The organism is Rothia mucilaginosa, from assembly GCF_001061665.1.
Classification (GTDB): Bacteria; Actinomycetota; Actinomycetes; order Actinomycetales; family Micrococcaceae; genus Rothia; species Rothia mucilaginosa_A.
Genome location: NZ_JVSP01000002.1, coordinates 91,177 through 114,677, shown reverse-complemented (window position 1 = coordinate 114,677; position 23,501 = coordinate 91,177). Strand labels below are relative to the sequence as shown.

The following is a 23,501-nucleotide window of genomic DNA, read 5'->3' as shown; positions in this document are numbered from 1 at the left end:
AGGTTAACCTCGGGATGTGGCGCAGCTTGGTAGCGCGCGTCGTTCGGGACGACGAGGTCGCAGGTTCAAATCCTGTCATCCCGACAGATAGCCCCGGTCATGGTTTCATGACCGGGGCTTTGTCGTATCTGCGGTATTCTTCCCGAGCAGATTCTGGGCATATACAGACGACCCCCTACCCGCGGTACGCAGATAGGGGGTCATCGTTCACGCTATGTTTCTAGCCGCGCCCGGAGATAAGGGCGAGGATTGCCTCCAGGGGGCCGCGGCCGGCCAGGGAGCGCGCCATGCGGGCCCAGAGTGCGCAGAATCCCACCGCGATGATGATGCCCAGAATCAGGAAGGCGGTCCAGTACACGGCGGTGCCCCAACCTCCCGTGGCGATGTAGTGCTCACCCACGGTAAAGGCCTTGATGGTGGGGCCGGCGTAGATAATGAGCGCGCTCAGCACGATGGAGGCGCTCAGCGACATCTGCCCGAGGCGGGCAACGGGGGTGAGGGCACCCGCCTGTGCGGAAAGTAGTCGCGCACATTCGGCCCAGAAGTAGAGCGTGGCGGCCAGGCTGAGGGTCAGCTGCACGTGGGGCGCATCCAGCACGCCGAGCCCGGTGTAGGGGTTGAAGACGCGGTAGACGGAGAGCGCCAGCACTGCGAGCACGACGGGCACCGCGATCTTGGCCCCCAGGCTCGTGTAGAGGCGCACCAGCAGAATACCCAGGCACATGACCCAGAGCAGCTGGGCGCTGGCGGTAAGGTTCAGACCGTTGGCTTTGAGGAAGGGAAAGGCACCGGCGCTCCACGCATCGGCCCGCGCTGCGGCTTCGAGGAGAATGTCGTGGGTCCAGGAGAGGTACGGGCTCGCGGCAATGGTCAGCACGGCGAGGACCCAGAGCGGCAGGTACACGACGGCCAGGGTCAGCAGGGTCAGGATTGCCAGGTGAATGAGCATATCGAAGGGCAGCGAGTATGCGAAGCCCTGGGCGGGCGTGGTCACGCCCGGTAGCGGAACGTAGGCCGCGCCCTGCACGACGGCGACGCCCAGCACGAGCAGGGCGAGGAAACGCACGATGGTCCCGGCGAAGAGCTGCGGGAAGCTTGCGGTACGCGCGTAGTGCCAGGCCGCGGCTCCAAGGATGGCGGCGAAGAGCGGCTCGGCGGGGGTGACCAGTTGCGGCACCCAGAACCTCCACGAGACGGGGATAAGTTGCAGCCAGTACCCGAAGGCGATGAGCAGGGTGAGCACGGCGTAGGCGCGGGCCAGGTCGAGTCCGAGGTCGCGTCGCGTTCCGCCGAGGGAGGCGGCACGCAGGGTGGAGCCGCCGGAGGTGGTGGGCGCTGTGGTTCGTGCTGCCATGTGTCGCTCTTTCGGGTGGTTCGGTGTGGTGAGTGCGCACCGGGTGGCGATGCCTCCGGCACAGGTGTTAAGTGTAGCGTCGATTGCTGTGCGAGCCGGGGCGCGACCGGTGGAGCCCTCGTCACGTTGCCCGATGCTTCTTGTGCATCGACTTGCGTGTCGGTCTGCCGATATCCCATGGAGTGACGAGGTGAGAGGCTCTCGAATAGGAACGACGGTGTGAAGTATGTAGTATAGGTAGGTTCTTTAATGGCGTTCCCGGACACCGCCCACTATATTCTTTAGTCTGCATATGAGGTTCTATGTTTCCTACTCTGCCATCCCTTTTAACGGTGGCCCCGGAGGTTTCCGGTACTGTGCTCGCTTCGGGAACTACCCTGAGCGACGCCGCACCCGTTGAGAGTAACGCCCAGTTCATTTCCATTTTTTGGATTACGCTGGTCGCGTTGATTTCTCCGATACTCTCGCGGCTGACGGCCAAGCGCATCCCCGATGTGGTGTTCCTGCTCATTTTTGGCATGCTCATCGGCCCGAACGTGCTACATTTGGCCGGTACCGAGGGCGGCATCCCCCTGCTGAAGGAGCTGGGCCTGGGTATGCTTTTCCTCATTGCGGGCTTTGAGATTAACGTTTCCTCCCTGCGTAGCCGCCAGGGCTCTACCGCGCTGGTGACCTGGGGTGTGTGTTTTGGCTTGGGTATGTTGGGCGCAGCGCTGATCACCGGTTTCTCTCACGAGGTGAATACCTATGTCGCGGTAGGCGTGGCGCTGAGCTCCACGGCGCTCGGCACCCTCTTGCCGATGCTGAAGTCGCACGGTGCGGCCGGCACGGCGGTTGGCAATGCGGTGCTGGTGCACGGAGCGGTGGGTGAGCTTCTGCCGGTTTTTGCTATTTCTCTGCTGCTTTCTTCGCGATCGCCGGGCATGGCGTTTGTGGTGCTACTGGCATTCATGGTCGTGGCTCTGGTGACGGCTCTGATTCCGCATCGTCTGTTTACGCACCTGCCGGGTCTGCGCCAGATTATTGCGGCTGAAGCCAATACGACCGGCCAGACGATTCTGCGTCTTGCGATGTTCCTGCTCGCGACCCTTATCATGTGCACCGCTCTCTTTGATCTGGATGCGGTGCTGGGCGCTTTTGCGGCGGGCATTATCCTGCGTTCGCTGACTCCTCCCGCGGCTCTGCACCTGATTACGCGCCGTCTGGAGACGGTGGGTTTTGCCTTCACTATTCCGCTCTTCTTCGTGGTGAGCGGCATGGGCATCAGTGTTTCCGCAGTGGCTTCGAATCCGTTGGGCCTGGTCGCGGTGGTTCTGGGTATTCTGCTCTGCCGCGGCGTACCGGTGTTCCTGGCCGATATGCTGGTGGATACCCGTTCGGGCCTGACCTCGAAGAGCCAGAAGGCCCAGATGGCTCTCTATTCTGCGGCCGGTCTGCCCATTATCGTGGCGGTGACGGAAGTTGCGACCAGTTCGGGTCTTCTGGAGGAGTCCACGTCCTCGCTGCTGGTGGCAGGTGGCGCCCTAACGGTTCTGCTCTTCCCTCTGCTTGCACTGTCCATTCGTCGCGCTTTGGGTGATTCGGATTCCGCCTCGGAACCGCCGAGCCGTAAGGAGCAGATGAACGCAAAGAAGGCTCAGCGTAACGCGCAGGTGAAGCTGACAACCGGGCTCATCCCGACGGTCCGCGCCGAGGGCACGGCGCAGAGCCGCGATGAGGAGGGTGCCCCCACCCGCGCTACCGCGAAGAAACGTGCGGTTGCGCGCTCCTCTTCTCGAGATTCTTCACGCAATCTCTCGGACTAGGTTCCTCCCGACCACATAGAGTGGCTGTATTCCTACTCTGCGCCCATCGCGCTGAGTATAAGGTTACATCCACTCTATGTGGTTTTTGTCTATAAAACCCAAACACTCGCTATTCCTTGCATAATACCTCTATTCCCTCAAGTTTTTGCACTCCAGGCACTGAAGTAAACTTTCCAGGATGCTCTTTAGTGGACAGCTACCCTTGAGAACCCTGTTTATTCCTGCCTTCGGAGCCCTTTTTTCATTAAATTCGGATTTTTCACGCAAATATTACGAGACATGACGTGTCTTAGCTTTTGCGGGTGACAGCCTGTCTTATAAAATTGAAAGTACACAGGGCTCGGTCCCTAAACACACATAAAACAACTACATACGCAGAGCCGCTTCTGCCTTGGCAGGAGCTGGTGCGCACCCTCTCACACGGGGTGTGCTCTTGCCGGAGATATAGCACCCGTTATACCCCCGAAGGCTCTCAATGATGAGGAGGAATATATGAGCGAGAGAGTTTACTCTCCTTAGATAGCACCTCTAGGCCTCGCACTGAATCCTAACGATTGTCTGCACACACAGTCACTTCCGAAGGAAATATCATGCACCAACTACTCCTCACCGCGAGCACTGGTGGCGTAGAGCTGGACTTCCCGTCATGGCTCCGAATTACGCACTTCATCAACTTCATTATGATGGGCTTCCTGATTCGTTCAGGTTGGGAAGTTCTCGCCTCTCACCCCCGTCTGTACTGGAACAACCACTGCACCCCGGGGTCCGAGTGGATTAAGTTCACCAAGGACAAGGTCCCTACCACCCCCGGCGCATATACTGCCCGTGACGATCAGCGTTCCCTGTCGCCGCTCATCTCTCTGCCCGGCAAGGGCCAGATTGGTCTGGGCCGCGCATGGCACGCACTGGTCACCTTCATCTGGATTGCTAACGGCCTGATTTACGTGGGCCTGCTGTTCCTGACCGGTCAGTGGCGCCGCATCGTCCCCACCAGCTGGGACATCATTCCCCAGGCTTGGGAGTCCATCCAGATTTACGCTGGCCTGCATATCCCTTCGATTGAGCACTTCCAGCCCTACGATGCTCTGCAGCAGATTATGTACTTCACCGTGGTGTTCATCGTCGCACCGCTGATGATTGCAACCGGCCCGATTATGAGCCCGGCCTTCTGCGGTCGCTTCCCCGGCTACGTGCGCCTGTTCCGTAACCGCCAGACCGCCCGTTCCATCCACTTCCTGGGTATGGCCTTCTACTGCGTGTTCACCGTCATCCACGTGGCTCTGGTGTTCGTTGTTCACCCGCAGTACAACATCGCCCACATGATGCTGAACAAGCCCTACAACGAGATTGACGCTGCTCAGTTCGCACAGGCAGTGACCATGCTGATTGGCGGCATCGTCTTCGCTGTGGCCCTGTGGCTCCTGGCTTCCTACTGGTCCCTGCGCGACCTGCGATTCACCCAGACCTTCATTTGGGGTCTGACCCAGCCGATTCGTAACGTCCTGCTGGATCGCATCTCCTCGCGTCAGGTTCAGAAGAAGACCTTCACTGATGCTGACATCTCCCCCTTCCACTGGGTCAACACTCGTCCCCCGACAGAGCGTGAGAGCACCGAGTGGAACCGCTTGAAGGAGCAGGAGTTCGTTGACTACCGCCTCGAAATTGGCGGCCTGGTCAAGGAGCCGAAGTCCCTGAGCATCGACGACCTGAAGAAGCTCGGCAAGGAAGTCAACATCACCATGCACACCTGTATGCAGGGTTGGACCGGTATTGCTAAGTGGGAGGGCGTGCGCCTGCGTGATGTCCTCGCACTGGTAGAGAAGACCGACGAAGCTCGCTACGTTATGGTGACCTCCTTCGGCCACGTGGGCCACACCTACGACGGCCGCCCGACCGAACCCTACTACGAGTGCCTGGACGTCTCCATGGCAATGGAAGACGAAACCATCCTGGCATGGGGCATGAACGACAAGCCGCTGCCCGACGTTTACGGTGGCCCGCTCCGTCTGCGTGCTGACTCCATGCACGGCTACAAGATGGTGAAGTGGGTCAAGAAGATCGAGTGGATTAACGATTACCGCGACGTTGGCGACGGCCAGGGCGGTAGCCGTGAGGACTCCGGTCTGCAGCACTTCGACGCACGTGCCTAATTCGTAGCGCATCCTCTCAGACCATTCGGTCCGTGTGTATCTGGCGGACCCGGCTCTGAGGAGCACACACCCTGGGCGGGGGAAGAGCAATCTTCCCCCGCCCTTGTTTTGCGTCCCTGCGCCGCGCATAGCCCAGCTGTCGATCCCCGGGGAACCCGCGAACAACTCGGCGGCCGTTCCCGCACCGGATATTTCGCGCAGAAGCGTCTATGCAGGAGCGCCTGTACAGGAGGTATTCTCTCAGCAGGAGCCTCGGCCGGAGCGCCGCAGCGCTGACTCGAGCACTCCTAAAACGCCATAGATTCTCCGCTGACGGCCTGAGATATATCGTGCGATAGAAGGGGATAGGCATAAACGTAAGGAACCGCCTAGCGGGCTTTGAAAGCCTGCTAGGCGGTTCCTTATCTAGAGGTTCCGCTTACTTGGCGTCGTAGATGATGACGTCCAGGGTACGGGGGCCGTGCACACCCTCCACGCGAATCAGCTCAATATCGCTGGTTGCGGAGGGGCCGGAGATCATGGTCACCGGGCGGGTGTAGGTGATACGCTCAATCGCCTCGGGCACCAGCTCCACCACGGTGGAACGCGGGACCACACAGATGTGGTGGTCGGGCACCAGGGTGATGGCGCGGCGGCCTTCCTCCGGGTTGGTGTTCAAGAAGATGGTACCGGTCTCTGCGCAAGAGACAGTCGAACCGGTCACCACGGCGTCCACGGCGTCCAGTTCCTTCAGGCTCAGGCAACCGGGCTTGAGGGTGCTACCGGAGTCGGTGACGTGCTTACGCTCGGCGGTATCGGCGGGCAGCCACTTCTTATCCAGGCCCTCGGGCACCACGTAGGTGGACTTCTCACCCAGGCGCTCCGCGATAACCTCGGAGATGTTCTCCGGGGTGGCGAAGAAGACGTTAGCCTTGTAGTCGATCAGACGGCCGACGAGCATGTCGATGGTCTGCTCCTCGGTCAGCTCGCTGACGCGACGGTAGTTACGAACCGGCTCCGGTGCGGGGCCTACGCCCTCGAGAGAGGAGCGGATGCGTGCGAGGATATCTTCCTTAGCAGAGGACATTAGTTGTTCTCCTTAGCTTCGCGGGCTTCCTGAGCAGCCTTAGCGTTTGCAGCCGCTTCAGCTGCCTTACCCTTGTTGGCCTCGATGAGTGCCTGAATGTCAACGCGCGGTGCGTTATCGCGTGCCGGAGCCTGACCCTTCTCCTTCTTCCACCAGTTGCGGAAGGATTCCTTGGGGGGCTCGGGGATGTCGCGGTACTCGGTCCAACCGCCGACGATACCGGGAACAGCGGTGATCTTGTGCTTGCGACCGGCGATGAGGCGGGACATGGGCAGACCGCGCTCCGCGACCGACATCATCTTGCCGGAGGTGAAGAGCTTCTTCGCGCCGAGCATCATGGCGTCCATCTGCGAGAAGGGAGCCTTCTTGTTGCCCTCGAACTCGCGGACAGCGTGCTGGGACTCAACATCCTTAGCGCGCAGATGCACGAGGACTTCAGGGAAGTTAATCTTCACGGGGCAAACCTCGTAGCAAGCGCCACAGAGAGAGGATGCGTACGGCAGGGAGTTGTTCTCTGCAGCCTCGATACCGGAGAGCTGCGGGGACAGAATCGCGCCGATGGGGCCCGGGTAGGTGGAGCCGTAGGCGTGACCGCCGGCGCGCTCGTACACGGGGCACACGTTCATGCAGGCGGAGCAACGGATGCAACGCAGAGCCTGGCGGCCAACCTCGTCGGCCAGAACGGCGGTACGACCGTTGTCGATGAGGATGACGTGCATGTTCTGCGGGCCGTCACCGGGGGTGACGCCGGTCCACATGGAGGTGTAGGGGTTCATGCGCTCACCGGTGGAGGAACGGGGCAGCAGCTGCAGGAAGGCCTCGTAGTCCTGGAAGGTGGGCAGAATCTTCTCGATACCCATGAAGGTAATCAGGGTGTCGGGCAGGGTGAGGCACATACGGCCGTTACCCTCGGACTCCACGATGGTCAGGGTACCGGTCTCGGCGATGCCGAAGTTAGTGCCGGAGACTGCCACGGTGGTGTTCAGGAACTTGTTGCGCAGGCGGTTACGGGATGCCTCTGCCAGTTCTGCAGGCTCATCGGTGATGTCCGGGTTGATACCCTCAATCTCGCGCAGGAAGATGTCGCGAATCTCGCGGCGGTTGCGGTGAATTGCGGGCACCAGAATGTGGGAGGGGCGGTCGTGGCCCAGCTGCACGATTTCCTCGGCGAGGTCGGTCTCGATGGCGTTAATGCCGTTTTCCTCGAGGAACTCGTTCAGACCGGTCTCTGCGGTTGCCATGGACTTGATCTTGATGATTTCGTCCACGCCCTGCTCGCGGATCAGGTCCAGGGCGATCTGGTTTGCCTCGGAGGCGTTGCGGGCCCAGTGCACGTGGCCACCGGCAGCGGTGAAGTTGCGCTCGAACTGCTCGAGCAGCTCGGGGAGGTTTGCCAGAACGTAGTTCTTGACGCTCTCACCGGTGTTGCGCAGCTCCTGCCAGTCGGGCAGCTCTGCGGTGACGCGGGCGCGCTTGTTACGAATCGCGTGGGTCACGAAGCGCAGGTTGGAGCGCAGCTGCTCGTTCTTGAGCTCTTCCTTGGCGTACTTGGGGAAGGGGATTTCTTCGAAAATGTTGCCCTCGCCGTAATGAACGACCTTGGGCATACCAAGCTGAATAGCGGTCATGAGGTCTTGTCTTTCCTTAGGCGATCGAGAGCTCGATGTTCTTCGAGTCAATCTTGAGCGGGTTTTCCTTGGTGGAGGCGAGGATCTCAGCGAAATGGATGGTCTTCACGTCGGAGCCGCGGCGCGAGAGCGCACCACCGATGTTCATGAGGCAGGAGCAGTCGCCGCCGGTGCAGATGGATGCGCCGGTTGCCTCGACGTTGTCGGCCTTGTCGTTGACCATGGCGCCGGAAACATCGGGGTTCTTGAAGGAGAAGGTACCGCCGAAGCCGCAGCACTGGTCCATGCCCTCAATCTGGGTGTACTTGATGCCCTCAACGGTGCGGACCAGGTCCTGCTGACGGGTGCCCAGGCGGAGCAGACGCATACCGTGGCAGGAGCTGTGGTAGGTGACGTGCTCGGGGAAGTAGGAGCCGAGCTGCTCGGCTGCGTTGGTGATGCCGAGGACGTCAATCAGCAGCTGGGAGAGCTCGAAGGTGCGAGAGGCAATCTGCTCAGCCTTCAGAGCCAGGGCCTCGTCGCCGCGGCTGCGGGCTACCATAGCCTGCTGGTCGCGCAGGGAGGCAACGCAGGAACCCGAGGGGGCAACGGCCACATCCCAGTCCCAGGAGTCGAAGGCCTCGACGTGGTTCTTGATAATTTCGTAGCCGTCGTCGAAGTAACCCGAGTTGACGTGCATCTGGGAGCAACAGGTCTGGTTCGGGGGGAAGACAACCTCGTGGCCCAGGCGCTCAAGAATTTCGACGGTGGCGCGAGCTACGCGGGGGTACATGCCGTCAACAATGCACGTGGAGAAGAGTGCAATACGCATGACTTGCCGTCCTTTCCTCTGTATTCAGAGTTTCTCGGTCTCACCGCCTGCGTCTGGGGCAGGCGGAGCATTGTTCTGCGTACTTTGCCGGGCCGTTGGTGGGATACCCATAAGCACGAACAGACGGTGCACGCCCCAAGTGGAGGTGGGATGCGGTGGGATCAGAAACCGTGGTGATGTCTTATCTAGTCCTTGCTATTTAACACTGTTACGTTTCTTTTCTCTACTCGGAATAGGGCATACTTTCCTTGTTAAATAAAGGGTTAGGTCATCCTGACTCTAAGGTACACTTTCTTACCTTCCGGTATATGTGACCCCATCTCTTCTTGAATCGCGAATCAGAGCATCTCGCCGGAGCGTATTTGAACGCTCATCAAACGCAGATATACAATGTGAGAATTCGCGGAAAATAGGCACAAACCCCCTTTCTTTCAATGTTTTTAGGGGCATTATTTTTCACGAAACCAACAATCGGTGTGCATTTTTCCCGCGTCACATTCGATTCCCTGACGTACAGAAATGGGTACCCTTAGGTCGGTCTCGCGAGTTGTGTGTCAGAACCTGGAATTAACTATCAGCGCCGCAACATAGCGGCAAATTCACAGAAAAATTTCGAGCCCGACCCGCTCGACGACCCGTAACGAAGCTGTGTGCTTTTGGCGAAACCGCAATACGTCGGGTATGGTTCTATACATGCGATGAATGGTCTGACCACATCCCCCGCGAGAGAACAAAGATCCGTTCGCTCACGCACCGTTAAATGGTCAGACCATACACAAGACACACCCTGAACCAAAGGAGTTCCAGTGGAAACTTACACCGCTGTAACCAACGCAGTTGGAGGTAGCCTCGGGCTAAGCGCGCTCGTCGCAACGATCCCCCTCCTCACCTTCTTTGTCATGCTGCTGGGCGTCAAGGCACGCGCCCACTGGTCCGCAATCGTGGCCCTGGTAGCATCCATCCTCGTGGCAGTCCTCGGCTTCCACATGCCCGCAGATCTCGGCGGCCTGAGCGCCGTCCGCGGCGCCATCTACGGCCTGGTCATCTGCTGGGTGATTCTGGGCGCCATCTGGTTCTACCAGATCACCGTTCTCTCCGGTCGATTCGAAGACCTGCGCCGCGTGTTTGACCGCCTCGGCGGCGGCGACCTGCGCATCCAGGCCATCCTGATTGCCTTCTGCTTCGGTGGTCTGCTCGAGGCGCTGGCTGGCTTCGGTGCCCCCGTCGCGATTACCGCAACCATGATTCTGGCCCTGGGCGTTAAGCCCCTCAAGGCCGCTATTACCGTTCTGCTCGCTAACACCGCTCCCGTGGCCTTCGGTGCCGTCGCCGTCCCGATTACCACCGCAGCTGACGTCGGCGGCAAGGACGCACACGTTATCGCAACCATCGTTGGTCACCAGGCTCCGTTCCTGGCAATGCTCGTTCCGCTCATCCTGCTCGTCATCCTCGACGGTATGAAGGGCCTGAAGGACGCTTGGCTGCCCGCACTGATCATCGGTGTTTCCTTCGCAATTACCCAGTGGGTCACCGCTGCTACCCCCGCGTTCAACCTGACCGACGTTGTTGCTTGCATCGTCTCCATGGGTGTTGCTGTTATCTTCCTGCAGTTCTGGAAGCCGCGCGGCGTCGAGGGCGTTCGTGAACGCTACGGCCTGCCCGCACAGGCTGAAGAGAAGGAAGCTCTGCCCGCCGTTCGCGTCTGGATGGCACTGCTGCCCTACGTCATCGTCGTTGCAATCTTCGGTGTTGCTAACCTGCACGCTGGCCTGAAGGCATGGCTGAAGAGCTTCGTCCTCAAGATCGACATCCAGGCTCTGAGCTCCCGCCTCGTCACCGCCGACGGCAAGCCCGTCAAGGATGCAGTCTACAACTTCGCGTGGATGTCCAACCCCGGCACCCTGCTGATCATCTCCGGTCTGGTTGTTGCTGTGGTCTACTTCTTCTTCAACGAGAAGGGCCGCTACGCCTTCAAGTTCCCGGCAATCTTCACCGAGTTCGGTTCCGTTGTCTACCGCATGCGTTGGTCCATCCTGACCATTGCTTCGGTTCTGGCACTGGCATACGTCATGAACTTCTCCGGTCAGACCATTGCTATGGGTACCTTCCTGGCAGGCCTGGGCACCGTCTACGCGTTCCTCGCACCGGCTCTGGGCTGGATCGGTACCGCTGTGACCGGTTCGGACACCAGTGCGAACGCACTGTTCTCCAAGCTGCAGGTGTCTGCTGCTGAGAACCTGCAGCACGCAGGTATCCACGGCGCAACCCCCGAGCTCATGCTGGCTGCTAACACCACCGGTGGTGTGGTCGGTAAGATGATCTCCCCGCAGTCGCTGGCTATTGCTGCTACCTCCGTGGACATGGAAGGCAAGGAATCCGACATCCTCAAGGCTGTCCTCCCCTGGTCCTTCGCTATGCTCCTGTTCGTCTGCGTCCTGGTCTTCCTGCAGACCAACGTTCTGTCCTTCCTGGTTCCCTAATCTGAGGCTCACCCCTTAGAGAGTTCTTGAGGTGAAAGCCTCAAGGGCCGTAGGACATTCGCCCCGGTATTTTCCGGTGGCCACGGCGGGGCGGCGAACCTTCTCGGTTCTGCCGCCCCGCTTTCTTTGTCCCTCGGCTTCCCTTCACTTCGCTTCAGCCGCTCGGAGCTTCCGCTCTTCCATACTCCCCCCCCTCGTTATTAGGAGATTTCATGCCGCAGACTTCTCAGGATGACCTTCGGCCCGGTGCCTCCCCATCCGATGCGACAGCGTCCGAGCCGGTCCAGCCTGCGCGGCTCCACGCTCATGAACCAATACTGAAGGACCGCAGCTACAGCATCGTTCTGGAGACTTTTGAGCGTCGCCTGCGTCTGGGTGAGCTACGCGTGGGCGATAAGCTCCCCTCCGAGCGTGAGCTGGCGGCGCGGTACGGCATTTCCCGCCCCTCGGTGCGTGAGGGGCTGCGGGTTCTAAATGCGCTGGGTCTGATTCGCTCGAGCACGGGTTCGGGCCCGAAGTCGGGTGCGATTATCATTTCGGAGCCGTCGGATGCGCTCAGCTGGGCGCTACGCATGCACATTGCGACCCGTAGCCTGCCGGTGAAGGACGTCGTCTCAACCCGCCTGCTGTTGGAGGGCCCGGCGGCGCGTGCGGCGGCGGCTGCACCGGATTCCCCGGAGCGTGAGGCGGCGTTGGAGCGGGCGCGCGTACACCTTACGGAGATGGATGAGCAGATTAGTGATGAGCGTTTCCATTTCTGCGATACGCGTTTTCACTATGAACTGTCGAAGCTTGGCGGCAATATTGTGCTTGATACGGTCATTGACTCTCTGCACATGGCGACGATGAGTTATGTGCAGGAGGCGGTTCCTTTCCTGAAGGATTGGGAGGCGGTCAAGCGCACGTTGCAGGAGCAGCATTACGGCATTATTGAGGCGATCACTTCGCACGATGAGCAGGCCGCCTATGAGCGGGTGTGCGAGCATATTACGTGGTTCTATTCGCTGTCTGACCGTGCTGCGGAGGAGCGGGCACGGCAGCATCCGGCGCGGGATATTCTGCACGAGGATTTGTGCCACGAAGGTGTGCACGATGAAGACGCTCACGACGGCTAGGCTTTGCCCCTCAACCGCATAAACCCATATAGCTAAAGGGTGGTGCCCCGGAAGAATGACCTTCCGGGGCACCGCCCTTTAGCTATCTCTAAGACTTATTTCAGCCCGAAATATTGAGTTTAGAACTTCGTGCCGGTCAGACGCTCATACGCCTCAACGTAACGGGCACGAGTCTTCTCCACAACCTCCTCAGGCAGGTGCGGCACGTTATCCGAACCGTCCCAACCCGACTCCGGCGAACGCAGCCAGTCACGCACATACTGCTTATCGAAGCTCGGCTGCGGACGACCCGGCTCGTACTGCTGAGCGTCCCAGAAACGCGAAGAATCCGGAGTCAGAACCTCATCACCCAGAGTAATCTCGCCGCGGTACGAATCAGTACCGAACTCCATCTTGGTATCCGCCAGAATAATGCCCTGCTCGCGAGCAATCTTCTCCGCAGTGGTGTACAGGCTCAGGCTCAGCTCCTCCAGGCGCTCGCCCACCGGCTGACCCACCTCAGCGTACAGCTCCTCACGAGTCACCAGCTCATCATGCTCACCCACCTCAGCCTTACCGGTCGGAGTGAAAATCGGGGTGTCCAGGCGGGAACCATCCACCAGGCCCGCAGGCAGCTTCACACCAGCAATCTCACCGGTCTCGTTGTACACAGCCAAACCCGAACCGGTCAGGTAACCGCGCACAATGCACTCCACCGGGAACATGTTCAGGGAGCGGCAAATCATCGCGCGACCAGCCACAACATCCGGAACGTCAGTGGACAGCACGTGGTTCGGAACCTGCTTAAGCTGCTCAAACCACCACAGGGACATCTGAGTCAGAATCTTGCCCTTATCCGGGATCTCGGTGGGCAGAATACGGTCAAAAGCGCTAATACGGTCCGAGGCGACAACCATAACCGAACCGGCACGCAGCTCAGCGTCATCATTGACGGTCAAGCCGGTGGCGTCAAAACGTTCCTCATTCGGAACATACAGGTCGCGGACCTTGCCGGAATAAATGTGAGTCCAGCCAGGAATTTCCACGGGGTTAGAACGAGAAGTCATGAGAATTTCTCCTGATGAGGTGGTGTGATGTGGATGCAAAAAGTCTGTGTAATTACAATACCGCGACAGGCACGGCTCCCGATAGTGCCAATTGAGCATCAATACGGCACAATCTTGAGAACCCCACCTGCCCCGGTCGTCGCCGCCAGCACCCCCGAGCCGAGGAAATGAACCCGGGAAAAGCTGAGGCGGCGAGGAATAAAGAAGCGAGTGGCAAAGAAGCGACCGGCTCCCCCACCCTCAAGCGGGGAAGCCGGTCACCTTAGGTTTTAGTCGCGCGGGGCGGGAATGTGGATGCGGTTCTCCACAGCCTTCAGCGCAATATCGGTGCGGTACTGCGCGCCAGCCCAAGAGATAGCGCGAACACCCTCGTAGGCGGCGTTACGGGCGGCAGCCAGGTCATCGCCGAGAGCAACAACAGCCAGCACACGACCGCCAGCAGTCAGCACGCCCTCCTCGGATGCGACGGTGCCCGCGTGAATCACGTGCACGCCCTCCAGGGCGTTCGCCTTATCCAGGCCGGAGATGACGTCACCCTTGCGGGGAGTGCCCGGGTAGTTCTCGGCGGCCATGACCACGTCCACCGCGGTGCGGGGATCCCAATCCAGCTCGGTACCCTCAGAAATCTCGCCGCGAGCGGCCGCACGCAGCAGCTGACCCAGCGGGGTGCGCAGGCGCGCCAGAACCGCCTGAGTTTCGGGGTCGCCAAAGCGGGCGTTAAACTCGATGACGCGCACGCCGCGGTTGGTCACAGCCAGGCCGCAGAAGAGCACGCCCACGAACGGGGTGCCGCGCTCAGCCATGCGCGCTACGGTCGGGCGGGCAACCTTCTCCACGACCTCCTGCACGAAGCCCTCGGGCAGCCAGGGAAGCGGGGTGTAGGCGCCCATACCGCCGGTGTTCGGGCCCTCGTCGTTGTCGAAAATGCGTTTGAAGTCCTGAGCCGGGGACAGCGGCAGAACGTTCTTGCCGTCAGAGATGACGAAAAGGGACACCTCGGGGCCGTCCAGGAACTCTTCGATGACCACGGTGCCGCCAGCGTTGAAGCAAGCCTGAGCGTGCTCCAGTGCCGCGGTGCGGTCCTCGGTCACCACAACGCCCTTACCCGCAGCCAGGCCGTCGTCCTTCACCACGTAGGGGGAGCCGAACTCGTCCAGCGCTGCCTCAGCCTCGGGGAGAGTGCGTGCCTCGTGGGCGCGCGCGGTCGGCACGGAAGCCTCTTCCATGACCTGCTTAGCGAAGGCCTTGGAGCCCTCCAGCTGCGCGGCAGCTGCGGAGGGGCCGAAAACGTCAAAACCCGCCTCACGCAGTGCATCAGAAACACCTGCGACCAAGGGCGCCTCCGGGCCAATAACGACCAGGTCGGCGCTCAGTTCGCGCGCCAGGGCGGTTGCCTGGGCGGGGTCATTCGCATCAATTGCGTGGACGGGAACATCCTGGGCAATGCCGGCGTTGCCGGGGGCGCTGTGCACCTCGGTTACCTCAGGGTCGCGCAGAAGCGCTCGAATAATTGCGTGTTCGCGGCCGCCGGGGCCCAGTACCAAAACCTTCATAGTATTTAGGGTACCCGGTACCCTCTCAAAAATGTGAGCTGGGCTCACTAAAAATGCGGCTCTTCTCATGTAGCGGCACATTCGTAAGAATGAGCGCTAGAGAAGAGCCGCACAGCTTACGTAGCCGAAGCTACCGAATCAAGCTAAAGCCTTAGATAAGGGCGGTAATAGAAGCCAGGCCGCCGAAGACAATACCGGGAGCGTTCGCAATAATAATCGGAATGTCCTTCTTGGGGCGCCACAGACCGTACAGAACCCACAGGGTGCAGTTCACGGCAGCAACCAGAGGCTGAATCCAGTCACCCTTGTGACCGTTCAGGTTACCGATAATCTGCGGGAAGTAGAACACGTACATGAGCACTGCAGTTACAGAAGCAACGCGAGCCAGGATGGGGAAGAACTTTGCATGGAATTCAGAATCCACGCCCACGCCGCCCTTGGGGGAGGTGTTCTGTGCGGAGGTGGTTGCGGAGGTGTTGTTCTGCTCTGCCATGGATGTACTCCTTTACATGGTTTGCCGCTCACCATCAAGAGTGAGTTGAGGGGGTGAGGGGCACTAAGGATGCATACTCGTACCGGGCCGCGCCTAACTAGTTGCGCCTAGACGTGGGGACCCGGGGGGGTGCATCACTTGCGTGCTGAATACATATTACGCCCGTTCTCAGACTGCATATCGGGGCATGTCAGAGATGATGAACCGTGGATACACTCATAGCTCATCGACTGACGGGGTTGGGGTTTTGCTCATCTGCCGCTGCCTTGGTCATCGCCGTATTCATGAGGCGGTACGTCGAGACGCCGGAATGGTTCGTCGGGCGTCGATCGCGGTCGGTCCTATGCGGTGCTGGGTTCTTTGGTTCGTGCGGGCGGTGCCTCGCTCACGTACCTTGGTCTTACCCGTAGCGCTTGAGCACACTTCAATTATAAAAATGAATTACTCATAACTTCAACCCGCAGTGAAGGTGAATCTATTCACACGTCCCTCCCTCGACCGCGCCAGCCCATCCTAGCTCCGCGCCACCAGACACAAATAGGGGCAAGCCGCACACCCCGTTTAAACTAGAAGAATGACCAACAGCACCACCCCACAGGCAACCACTCACACCACCAACCACAGCAGCGCCTTCGACGTAGAACTCGCGCAGCTCACCCGCAACAACTTCATTGAGGCACGCCACCGCGGCCGCCTCATCCTGCTGGACCCCGACGGTGATGTGCAGCTTGCCCTCGGCGATATTCACGAGCCCTTCTACCTGCGCTCCGCCGCCAAGCCACTGCAGGCCATCGGATCCATGAAGGCGGGCGCGCCCCTGCGCGGCTCCCAGGTCGCTATCGCCTGCGGCTCGCACCGCGGCACCTTCGAGCAGATGCGCGCCGTGCAGGACGTACTCACCCAGGGCAGCACCGAAACCACCCCGCTCACCCCGGCGAACCTGGCGCTCAAGCCCTCCTACCCCTCCGACTCACAGGCGTACAAGGCCATGATTCAGGCGAACCTTGCCGCCACGCCCCTGGCGCATCCCTGCTCCGGCAAGCACGCCGCATTCCTGTGGGCGTGCACCGCCAAGCTTGAGCGCGGCGACCTTGAAGAGGGCTCGCAGAATTGGACCCTGCACAACTACCTCGACCCCGCGCACCCGCTGCAGCAGGTCATCACCGAAGAAATTGAGGCGTTCACCGGCGAGCCCGTAGCCGCAATCGGCGTTGACGGCTGCGGTGCGCCCGTGCACGCCGTTTCCCTGACCGGTGCCGCACGCGCCTACTCGACCCTGGGTGCGGCAATCCGCAACCTCGGGGCGGATGCGCGCGCCTCCACGGTCGCGACCGCCATGGTGGACTACCCCGAGCTGATTCAGGCGCCCGGCTCCCCCGACACCGTGCTCAGCGAAGAACTGGACGCGATCGTCAAGGGCGGCGCGGAGGGCGTGCTCTGCATTGGTCTGCGTTCGGGCGCGTCCGTGGTGGTGAAGATGAGCGACGGTTCGCACCGCGCCATGTACGCCGTGGCTCTGCGTGCTCTCGCCGCTGGCGGCTACCTGAGCGCCGAAGAATGCGAGCGCCTGCTGCCGCTCGTGGTGCGCCCGGTGACCGGCGGCTACGTGGACGGCAAGCCGGTTGAGGTGGGCGAGCTGCGCGTGCATGAGGAGCTTTTCACCCGCGAGGATTTGGTTCCCGGCACCCCGGAAGAGGACTAATCGTGGCGATTCGACGTAAAACTTCCGAAGCAGACGGCATGGCGGCGGTACGCGAAGTGCGTGCTTTCTTTGAGGCGCAGCGTGCGGCAGCCGGCGAGCCTGTGGATTCGCACGCCCGAGGCGAGTACCTGCTGAGCGCCCCCGAGGTAGAGCAGGCGTTCGCGACACTCCCCCGCTCCGTGCGCGCAACCTTCGTGCGCTTTACCCTCGAAGAACTGGCCACCCTCGCCCCCGGCAATAGTGTGGAGGTGCGCGTACCCCCGCTGGGCGTGACCCAGTGCGTGGCGGGTCCTCGCCATACGCGCGGTACCCCGCCGTCCGTGGTGGAGGCGCGTCCACTCGTGTGGGCGGCGCTGGTTCTGGGTGCCTGTTCGTGGGCGCAGGCGGTGAGTGCCGGTGCGCTGGATGCGTCGGGTGAGCGTAGTGACCTTTCGGGTTTGTTGCCGCTCTTCTAGAATTCGCTACGAGCTCACAGGTCCACGCAGTTTTCGTGATTTGGCGTGTTTGGTGCCTGTTCTAGTGGTCCATCCTGAGGTATTTAGCGCATCTTTCACCGCATCGGCTCCGAAACCCGGTACACTTTTAAAGGTCTGGTGTATGCTACGGCACACACAGGCAGGTGTGAGTGCGGCAACACGCCCTAATCTTGCGCTTGCACAGACGCATCCGCAGTCCCATCGTCGAAAAGAAGTGAATTGATTCGCCCCGACGGAAAACTCACTCACGACCTCGATCCGATTGACCACGGCCCCAAGGACGCCTGCGGCGTCTTCGGTGTCTGGGCTCCCGGCGAGGACGTGGCAAAGCTAACCTACTACGGCCTGTACGCGCTCCAGCACCGCGGCCAGGAATCAGCAGGTATCGCAACCAGTAACGGCAAACGCATCCACGTGTACAAAGATATGGGACTGGTCTCCCAGGTCTTTGACGAAGCCACCCTCAGTTCCATGCCCGGCGACCACGCTATCGGCCACGCCCGATACTCCACCACCGGCGCATCCCACTGGGCTAACGCGCAGCCGACTCTCGGTACCACCCCGCACGGCACGCTCTGCCTGGCGCACAACGGTAACCTCACCAACTCGGCAGACCTCTACGAGCGTCTGATTGAAAAGAACGGCGGCAAGCCCCCCAAGCACGGCGAACTCGCCCAGGGCAACACCACCGACACCGCACTCGTCACCGCCCTGCTGGCGGAGCACGACTTCGATTCCCTCGAAGAAGCAGCACTCGACCTATTGCCGACCCTTCGCGGTGCTTTCTGCCTCACCTTCATGGATGAGCACACCCTCTACGCTGCACGCGACCCGCAGGGTGTACGCCCCCTCGTGCTCGGTCGTCTGGAGCGTGGCTGGGTTGTCGCATCCGAAACCGCGGCACTTGATATTGTCGGTGCGTCCTTCGTGCGTGAAGTGGAGCCCGGCGAGCTCATCACCATTGATGAGAACGGTCTGCGTTCCCAGCGTTTCGCAAAAGCTAAGCCCGCCGGCTGCGTCTTCGAGTACGTTTACCTGGCCCGCCCTGACACCTCCATCGCCGGCCGCAGCGTCTACGAATCCCGCGTAGAAATGGGCCGTCAGCTTGCCCGCGAACACGCTGTTGAAGCTGACCTGGTCATGCCCACTCCCGAATCCGGTGTTCCGGCTGCTATTGGTTACGCCGAAGAGTCCGGCATTCCCTACGGTAACGGCCTGGTCAAGAACGCCTACGTGGGCCGAACCTTCATTCAGCCCTCGCAGACTATCCGCCAGCTCGGTATTCGACTCAAGCTGAACCCACTCAAGTCTGTGGTTGCCGGTAAGCGCCTCGTCGTTATTGACGACTCCATTGTTCGCGGTAACACTCAGCGTGCCCTCGTGCGTATGCTCCGTGAGGCCGGCGCGAAGGAAGTGCACGTGCGCATCTCCTCCCCGCCCGTGAAGTGGCCTTGCTTCTACGGTATTGACTTCGCCTCCCGTGCGGAGCTGATTGCGAACGGTCTGTCCGTGGACGAAATCGCGTCCTCCCTGGGTGCCGATTCGCTCGGCTTCATCTCTCAGGACGGCATGATGGCAGCCACCGAGCAGCCCGCCGAAAACATGTGCACCGCATGCTTCACCGGCAAATACCCGATTGAGTTGCCGAGCGAGGAACGACGCGGCAAGTCCCTCTTCGACTCCTCGGAGAAGGGCAAGGGCGGACCCCTCGCCGGTAAGGCAGCTGAGGTGACCGTGGAGCGCCCCGTCCCCTCCAAGCCTGAGCATGCTGAGGCCGTTTCGATTGACACCCGCGAAGGCACCGAAACTCTCGAAACGAAGTTCGATCCCTCCGCAGTACAGGTTGCCGCAGACGACGCCGGTATGGGCATGTGCAGCCCCGGCCCCGACGCCGATCTCGAGGGCCTGCTGACCGAGGCGGACCGCATCCCCGCAAGCTCCTCCGCTACCGCTACCCCGAAGGAATCCTAATGAGCGAGAACACCACCACCGTAACCTACGCGAGCGCAGGTGTTGACGTTGAGGCTGGCGATCGCGCCGTTGAGCTGATGAAGGGCGCTATCAAGGCGACCCACAACTCCTCCGTTGTTGGTGGCGTGGGCGGCTTCGCGGGCCTGTACGACGTCTCCGAACTCGTCAAGTACCGCAAGCCCTACCTGGCCACCTCCACCGACGGCGTGGGCACCAAGGTTGCCATTGCTCAGGCCCTGGATATTCACGACACCATCGGTTACGACCTGGTTGGCATGGTTGTAGACGATATCGTGGTTTGTGGCGCCAAGCCCCTGTTCATGACCGACTACATTGCCACCGGCAAGGTCGTTCCCGAGCGCATCGCCGATATCGTGCGCGGTATCGCTGGCGCATGTGCACAGGCCGGTACCGCCCTGGTTGGCGGCGAGACCGCCGAGCACCCCGGCCTGCTGGCCGAGGACGAGTACGATGTCGCCGGTGCCGCAACCGGTCTGGTTGAAGCGGACGAGCTGCTCGGCCCGGACCGTGTGCGCGAGGGTGACGTGCTGATTGCCATGGCCTCCTCTGGTATTCACTCCAACGGCTACTCCCTGGTCCGCAAGGTCCTGAACGTGGCCGGCTGGGGCCTGGAGCGCCAGGTGGACGAGCTGGGTCGCACCATCGGTGAGGAACTGCTCGAACCCACCCGTGTGTACGCGGCGGACTGCCTGGATCTGGCGGCTGCCTTCCCCGTCAACGGCGAGGACGGCACCACCGGTAGCGGTGTGCGTGGCTTCTCTCACGTGACCGGTGGCGGCCTGGCTGCTAACCTGGCACGCGTGCTGCCCCAGGGCCTGGAGGGTCGCGTGGACCGCTCCACCTGGCAGATTCCCGCCATCTTCTCCCTGATTGGTTCGCTGGGCAACGTGCCGCTGGCCGACCTGGAGCGCACCCTGAACCTGGGCGTGGGCATGATCGCCATCGTTGACCCCTCCGTGGCTGAGGCTGCTACCAAGCGCCTGAACGACCGCGGTATCCCCTCCTGGATTATGGGTGATGTTGTTGTTGCCGGCGAGCCCGAGGCTAACAACCCCGATTACGTTCAGGGCGCTAAGGGCGTGGATGGCGGCGCGGTTCGCCTGCTGGGCTCTTACGCCTCCTAACGTACTTGAGCGGTCATGAGACCGTACCAAAGGGCCGGGGTGGCTCCACTCGTGTGGGACCACCCCGGCCCTCTGTGTACCGGCCCTCTGTGTACCGGCCCCTCCTGTACTTTGGGTCTCCTGTACTTTGGGCATTCCACCATTTTGGCTTCCCCTGGGAATCCCCCCTATTTTCGAGGCACTCTTAGTTTTACTTCACGTTCTTTTAATTCTCTTTATTTTAATGACAAGAACATTTTCTCTGCATTAAAGTGCTTACACTATAGTGCTAATAAGCGCCCAGGTTCGAATCGGGACTGCACCACCCACCTATTGAGTACTTAACTTTCAACCTTAAGCTCAGAATTCCTTCAGCCGCGGGCAGGCTATTCCATTCCACAAGGAAAAATTCACATCTTGATATAAAAAATATAGTAGAGATATACCTCAATCTCTTCTTTAGGTGATAGCTTAATGAGGTACCTTTATACGCCATCCAAAAGATATGCGCGATTCCATGCTTCTTAGCGTATCGGCGGAAAATCTTTTCCTGCGTTCCTCGGTTTACGTCGCTTAGCAATACCTAACCGTAGACGAAAAACGCAGGACGGCTCCGGTACACACCACACTATCCGCGTACTCTCAACTCTTCAGGAGATTTCTCATGAAGCTCCACTGGCCCGTGCCCTCAGCTGGCCACTCCACAGCGTCACACAGAGCCAACCATCCCACCGTCATGAAACCCTTCCGCGCAGGCCTCGCCCTGCTGGCCACAGGCTCCCTCATCTTCGGCGGCAACCTTCCTGCAGCCCTTGCGCAGGCGCCCCACGAGGATGCCACTCAGGCCGACCAGACCGAGGCTGCCACTCCCGCTTCCCCCTTTAGCGTTCCCACCAACGCGGGATCGCCCCAGGGTGCTCCGCGAAGTGCCGCTCCCGGTTCCCTTCCCCAGCAGAAGTTTGACCAGTTCATCGTCACCTACACCGACGATGCAAAGCAGCGAGCCGAGGAGCGTAGCGGAGATGCCGAGGTGGCCGGAGGAGTAACCCCCGGTGACCTGGACAGCGGCATCCAGCAGACCATCGACTCCTCCGCGGCTTCTCTCGAAACCAGCGGCGGGGTTGTCCGCACCACCACTTCCAACGACGCAATTGTCCAGACCTCCAAGAAGCTGGATAAGCAGCAGGCCCAGGAGTTCATGGACCGCTTGGCTTCCAACCCCAACGTGGCCTCCGTGGAGCCCGACTACGTCAACTACCCGGCGGTCGAAAGCACCTTCGTCTTCAACGACCCCCTGTACTCCAAGCAGTGGAACCTCACCAACCCCACCGTCGGCATCGGCAACACCGGCAACGCGCGCCTGTATCGCGGCCTGAAGACGACCGTTGCGGTGATTGATACCGGTTACACCCGCCACCCCGAGCTCATCCACTCTCTAGTGCCGGGTTACGACTTCATTAGCAATCCGGTGAGCGGCCGCGACGGCAATGGCCGCGACGCCGACCCCACCGACGAGGGCGATCAGGCTCCCTTCAACCTCTGCGGCGACATGCAGAACGCGCAGATTTCAACCTGGCACGGCACGCACGTTGCCGGCATCATTGCCGCGCGCGGCCAGAACCGCCAGGGTATTGCGGGTGTCTCTGACTTGGCCGCCATCCAGCCGATTCGCGTGCTCGGTCGATGCGGTGGTCAGACCTCCGACATCGCCGATGCCATCATGTGGGCGGCGGGCGGTCACATCAACGGCGTTCCCGATAATAAGCATCCCGCACAGATTATCAACCTGTCCCTGGGCGGCGTTCGAGCATGCCCCAACGCCTACCAGAAGGCCATCAATTTCGCGCTCTCTAAGGGCGCTATCGTGGTCGCAGCCGCCGGCAACGCCGGGATTGATGCCTCGCAGTTTGCTCCGGCCAATTGCAAGGGCGTCATCGCGGTGGGTAACAGCACCAAGAACGGCACCCGCGCATCGGACTCGAACTACGGCAAGACCGTTACCGTCTCTGCCCCGGGTACCGATATCCTCTCTCTGGGTATTGACAGCATCAACCGCCCCAACGGCAAGTACAACTACGTCTACAGGAGCGGCACCTCCATGGCGGCACCGCACGTGTCCGGTATCCTGGCTCAGCAGTTTGTGAACGGCGCAAACGTCAGCCGCCAGAAGGTCTACAGCTCCGCTTTCAACGCCGCGGCCAACCCAATTAAGTGCGACAAGGGCTACTGCGGACGCGGTATCATCAGTAGCCGTAAGATTGCTCAGTACGTAGGCAACCTGGACGCGCAGGGCAAGATGTCCTTTAGCCGCCCGCGCACCATTTACACCTCCAGGGTAATTACCTCCGCCCACCGCACGGCCCTGTCCGATATTGATGCGCAGGATACCTCCGTTGAGGTTCAGGGCGGACAGGCCCCGGATAGCGCCGAAGAGCCGGCTACGATGACCAACGATAACGCAGAGGCCATCAACCCCGATGCCGTCTCGGCCGACGCGGATTCCTCCGAGGAATCCGGCACCCAGTCGCAGGATGCGAACGACCTGAGCGACGACGGGGACTCCCAGCAGGATGGGGACTACACGGTGACTTCCCCCGTGCAGAAGCCCCGTGAGGCCGGTGAACTCACCCTGGTGAGCTAAGCCCCCCCACATCGGGCAGGCTCTACCTTCTGGACGAGCACTTTAAGCGCTTCATCCCGCAAGCCCGGTTGTGCGTCAGGCGGGGC

General features: G+C 60.8%; 16 protein-coding genes and 1 tRNA gene. 10 read left to right on the top strand and 7 right to left on the bottom strand.

Going from position 1 to position 23,501, the window contains the following annotated elements:
• Positions 1-10 precede the first annotated feature (10 nt).
• Positions 11-84 (top strand) — tRNA-Pro (locus tag ADJ95_RS00830).
• Between the two features lie 136 nt (positions 85-220).
• Here the strand turns inward: ADJ95_RS00830 and ADJ95_RS00825 are convergent.
• On the bottom strand, positions 221-1,354 hold the full coding sequence (locus tag ADJ95_RS00825; RefSeq protein ID WP_049331629.1) for a hypothetical protein: 1,134 nt from the start codon (positions 1,352-1,354) through the stop codon (positions 221-223).
• A gap of 302 nt (positions 1,355-1,656) precedes the next feature.
• On the opposite strand from ADJ95_RS00825, the gene ADJ95_RS00820 reads away from it, so the two are divergent.
• Both ADJ95_RS00820 and ADJ95_RS00815 read left to right on the top strand, forming a co-directional pair.
• On the top strand, positions 1,657-3,159 hold the full coding sequence (locus ADJ95_RS00820) for a cation:proton antiporter (protein WP_049331627.1): 1,503 nt from the start codon (positions 1,657-1,659) through the stop codon (positions 3,157-3,159).
• Positions 3,160-3,749: 590 nt separating this feature from the next.
• On the top strand, positions 3,750-5,309 hold the full coding sequence (locus ADJ95_RS00815) for a molybdopterin-dependent oxidoreductase (protein WP_049331625.1): 1,560 nt from the start codon (positions 3,750-3,752) through the stop codon (positions 5,307-5,309).
• Positions 5,310-5,727: 418 nt separating this feature from the next.
• Here ADJ95_RS00815 and ADJ95_RS00810 read toward each other — a convergent pair whose 3' ends face one another.
• The 3 genes from ADJ95_RS00810 to ADJ95_RS00800 are packed head-to-tail and all read right to left on the bottom strand — an operon-like array spanning position 5,728 to position 8,814.
• Positions 5,728-6,375: a LutC/YkgG family protein gene (locus ADJ95_RS00810; protein ID WP_049331623.1), complete on the bottom strand. Its 648-nt coding sequence runs from the start codon at positions 6,373-6,375 to the stop codon at positions 5,728-5,730.
• Positions 6,375-8,003: a LutB/LldF family L-lactate oxidation iron-sulfur protein gene (locus tag ADJ95_RS00805; protein WP_049331621.1), complete on the bottom strand. Its 1,629-nt coding sequence runs from the start codon at positions 8,001-8,003 to the stop codon at positions 6,375-6,377. Before ADJ95_RS00805 ends, ADJ95_RS00810 begins: the two co-directional genes overlap by 1 nt.
• Positions 8,004-8,019: 16 nt before the next feature.
• Positions 8,020-8,814: a (Fe-S)-binding protein gene (locus ADJ95_RS00800; RefSeq protein ID WP_049331619.1), complete on the bottom strand. Its 795-nt coding sequence runs from the start codon at positions 8,812-8,814 to the stop codon at positions 8,020-8,022.
• Positions 8,815-9,620: 806 nt separating this feature from the next.
• On the opposite strand from ADJ95_RS00800, the gene ADJ95_RS00795 reads away from it, so the two are divergent.
• Positions 9,621-11,294: an L-lactate permease gene (locus ADJ95_RS00795; protein WP_049331617.1), complete on the top strand. Its 1,674-nt coding sequence runs from the start codon at positions 9,621-9,623 to the stop codon at positions 11,292-11,294.
• Between the two features lie 212 nt (positions 11,295-11,506).
• Positions 11,507-12,409: a FadR/GntR family transcriptional regulator gene (locus ADJ95_RS00790; RefSeq protein WP_080974905.1), complete on the top strand. Its 903-nt coding sequence runs from the start codon at positions 11,507-11,509 to the stop codon at positions 12,407-12,409.
• Between the two features lie 119 nt (positions 12,410-12,528).
• Here ADJ95_RS00790 and ADJ95_RS00785 read toward each other — a convergent pair whose 3' ends face one another.
• The 3 genes from ADJ95_RS00785 to ADJ95_RS09445 form a co-directional block, all read right to left on the bottom strand.
• The gene (locus tag ADJ95_RS00785) at positions 12,529-13,455 is read right to left on the bottom strand and encodes a phosphoribosylaminoimidazolesuccinocarboxamide synthase (protein WP_049331615.1); all 927 of its coding nucleotides are present in this window, start codon (positions 13,453-13,455) and stop codon (positions 12,529-12,531) included.
• Between the two features lie 269 nt (positions 13,456-13,724).
• Positions 13,725-15,008 (bottom strand): phosphoribosylamine--glycine ligase, encoded by a 1,284-nt coding sequence (purD, locus tag ADJ95_RS00780; protein ID WP_049331613.1) that lies wholly within the window; start codon positions 15,006-15,008, stop codon positions 13,725-13,727.
• Between the two features lie 151 nt (positions 15,009-15,159).
• Positions 15,160-15,501, bottom strand: a complete 342-nt coding sequence (locus ADJ95_RS09445; protein WP_049331610.1) for a membrane protein — start codon at positions 15,499-15,501, stop codon at positions 15,160-15,162.
• Positions 15,502-16,075: 574 nt separating this feature from the next.
• On the opposite strand from ADJ95_RS09445, the gene ADJ95_RS00770 reads away from it, so the two are divergent.
• The 5 genes from ADJ95_RS00770 (at position 16,076) to ADJ95_RS00750 (ending at position 23,415) form a co-directional block, all read left to right on the top strand.
• The gene (locus tag ADJ95_RS00770; protein ID WP_049331609.1) at positions 16,076-17,203 is read left to right on the top strand and encodes an asparaginase; all 1,128 of its coding nucleotides are present in this window, start codon (positions 16,076-16,078) and stop codon (positions 17,201-17,203) included.
• A gap of 2 nt (positions 17,204-17,205) precedes the next feature.
• On the top strand, positions 17,206-17,658 hold the full coding sequence (locus ADJ95_RS00765; protein ID WP_065423969.1) for a sterol carrier family protein: 453 nt from the start codon (positions 17,206-17,208) through the stop codon (positions 17,656-17,658).
• A 240-nt stretch (positions 17,659-17,898) separates the two neighbouring features.
• Positions 17,899-19,650 (top strand): amidophosphoribosyltransferase, encoded by a 1,752-nt coding sequence (purF, locus tag ADJ95_RS00760; RefSeq protein ID WP_049331605.1) that lies wholly within the window; start codon positions 17,899-17,901, stop codon positions 19,648-19,650.
• Entirely contained in the window at positions 19,650-20,795 is a 1,146-nt protein-coding gene (gene purM / locus ADJ95_RS00755) for a phosphoribosylformylglycinamidine cyclo-ligase (RefSeq protein WP_049331602.1), read from the top strand. Before purF ends, purM begins: the two co-directional genes overlap by 1 nt.
• 643 nt (positions 20,796-21,438) lie before the next feature.
• Positions 21,439-23,415 carry a S8 family serine peptidase gene (locus ADJ95_RS00750; RefSeq protein WP_152691676.1) on the top strand — a complete coding sequence of 659 codons (1,977 nt, stop codon included), beginning with the start codon at positions 21,439-21,441 and terminating at the stop codon, positions 23,413-23,415.
• Positions 23,416-23,501 lie beyond the last annotated feature (86 nt).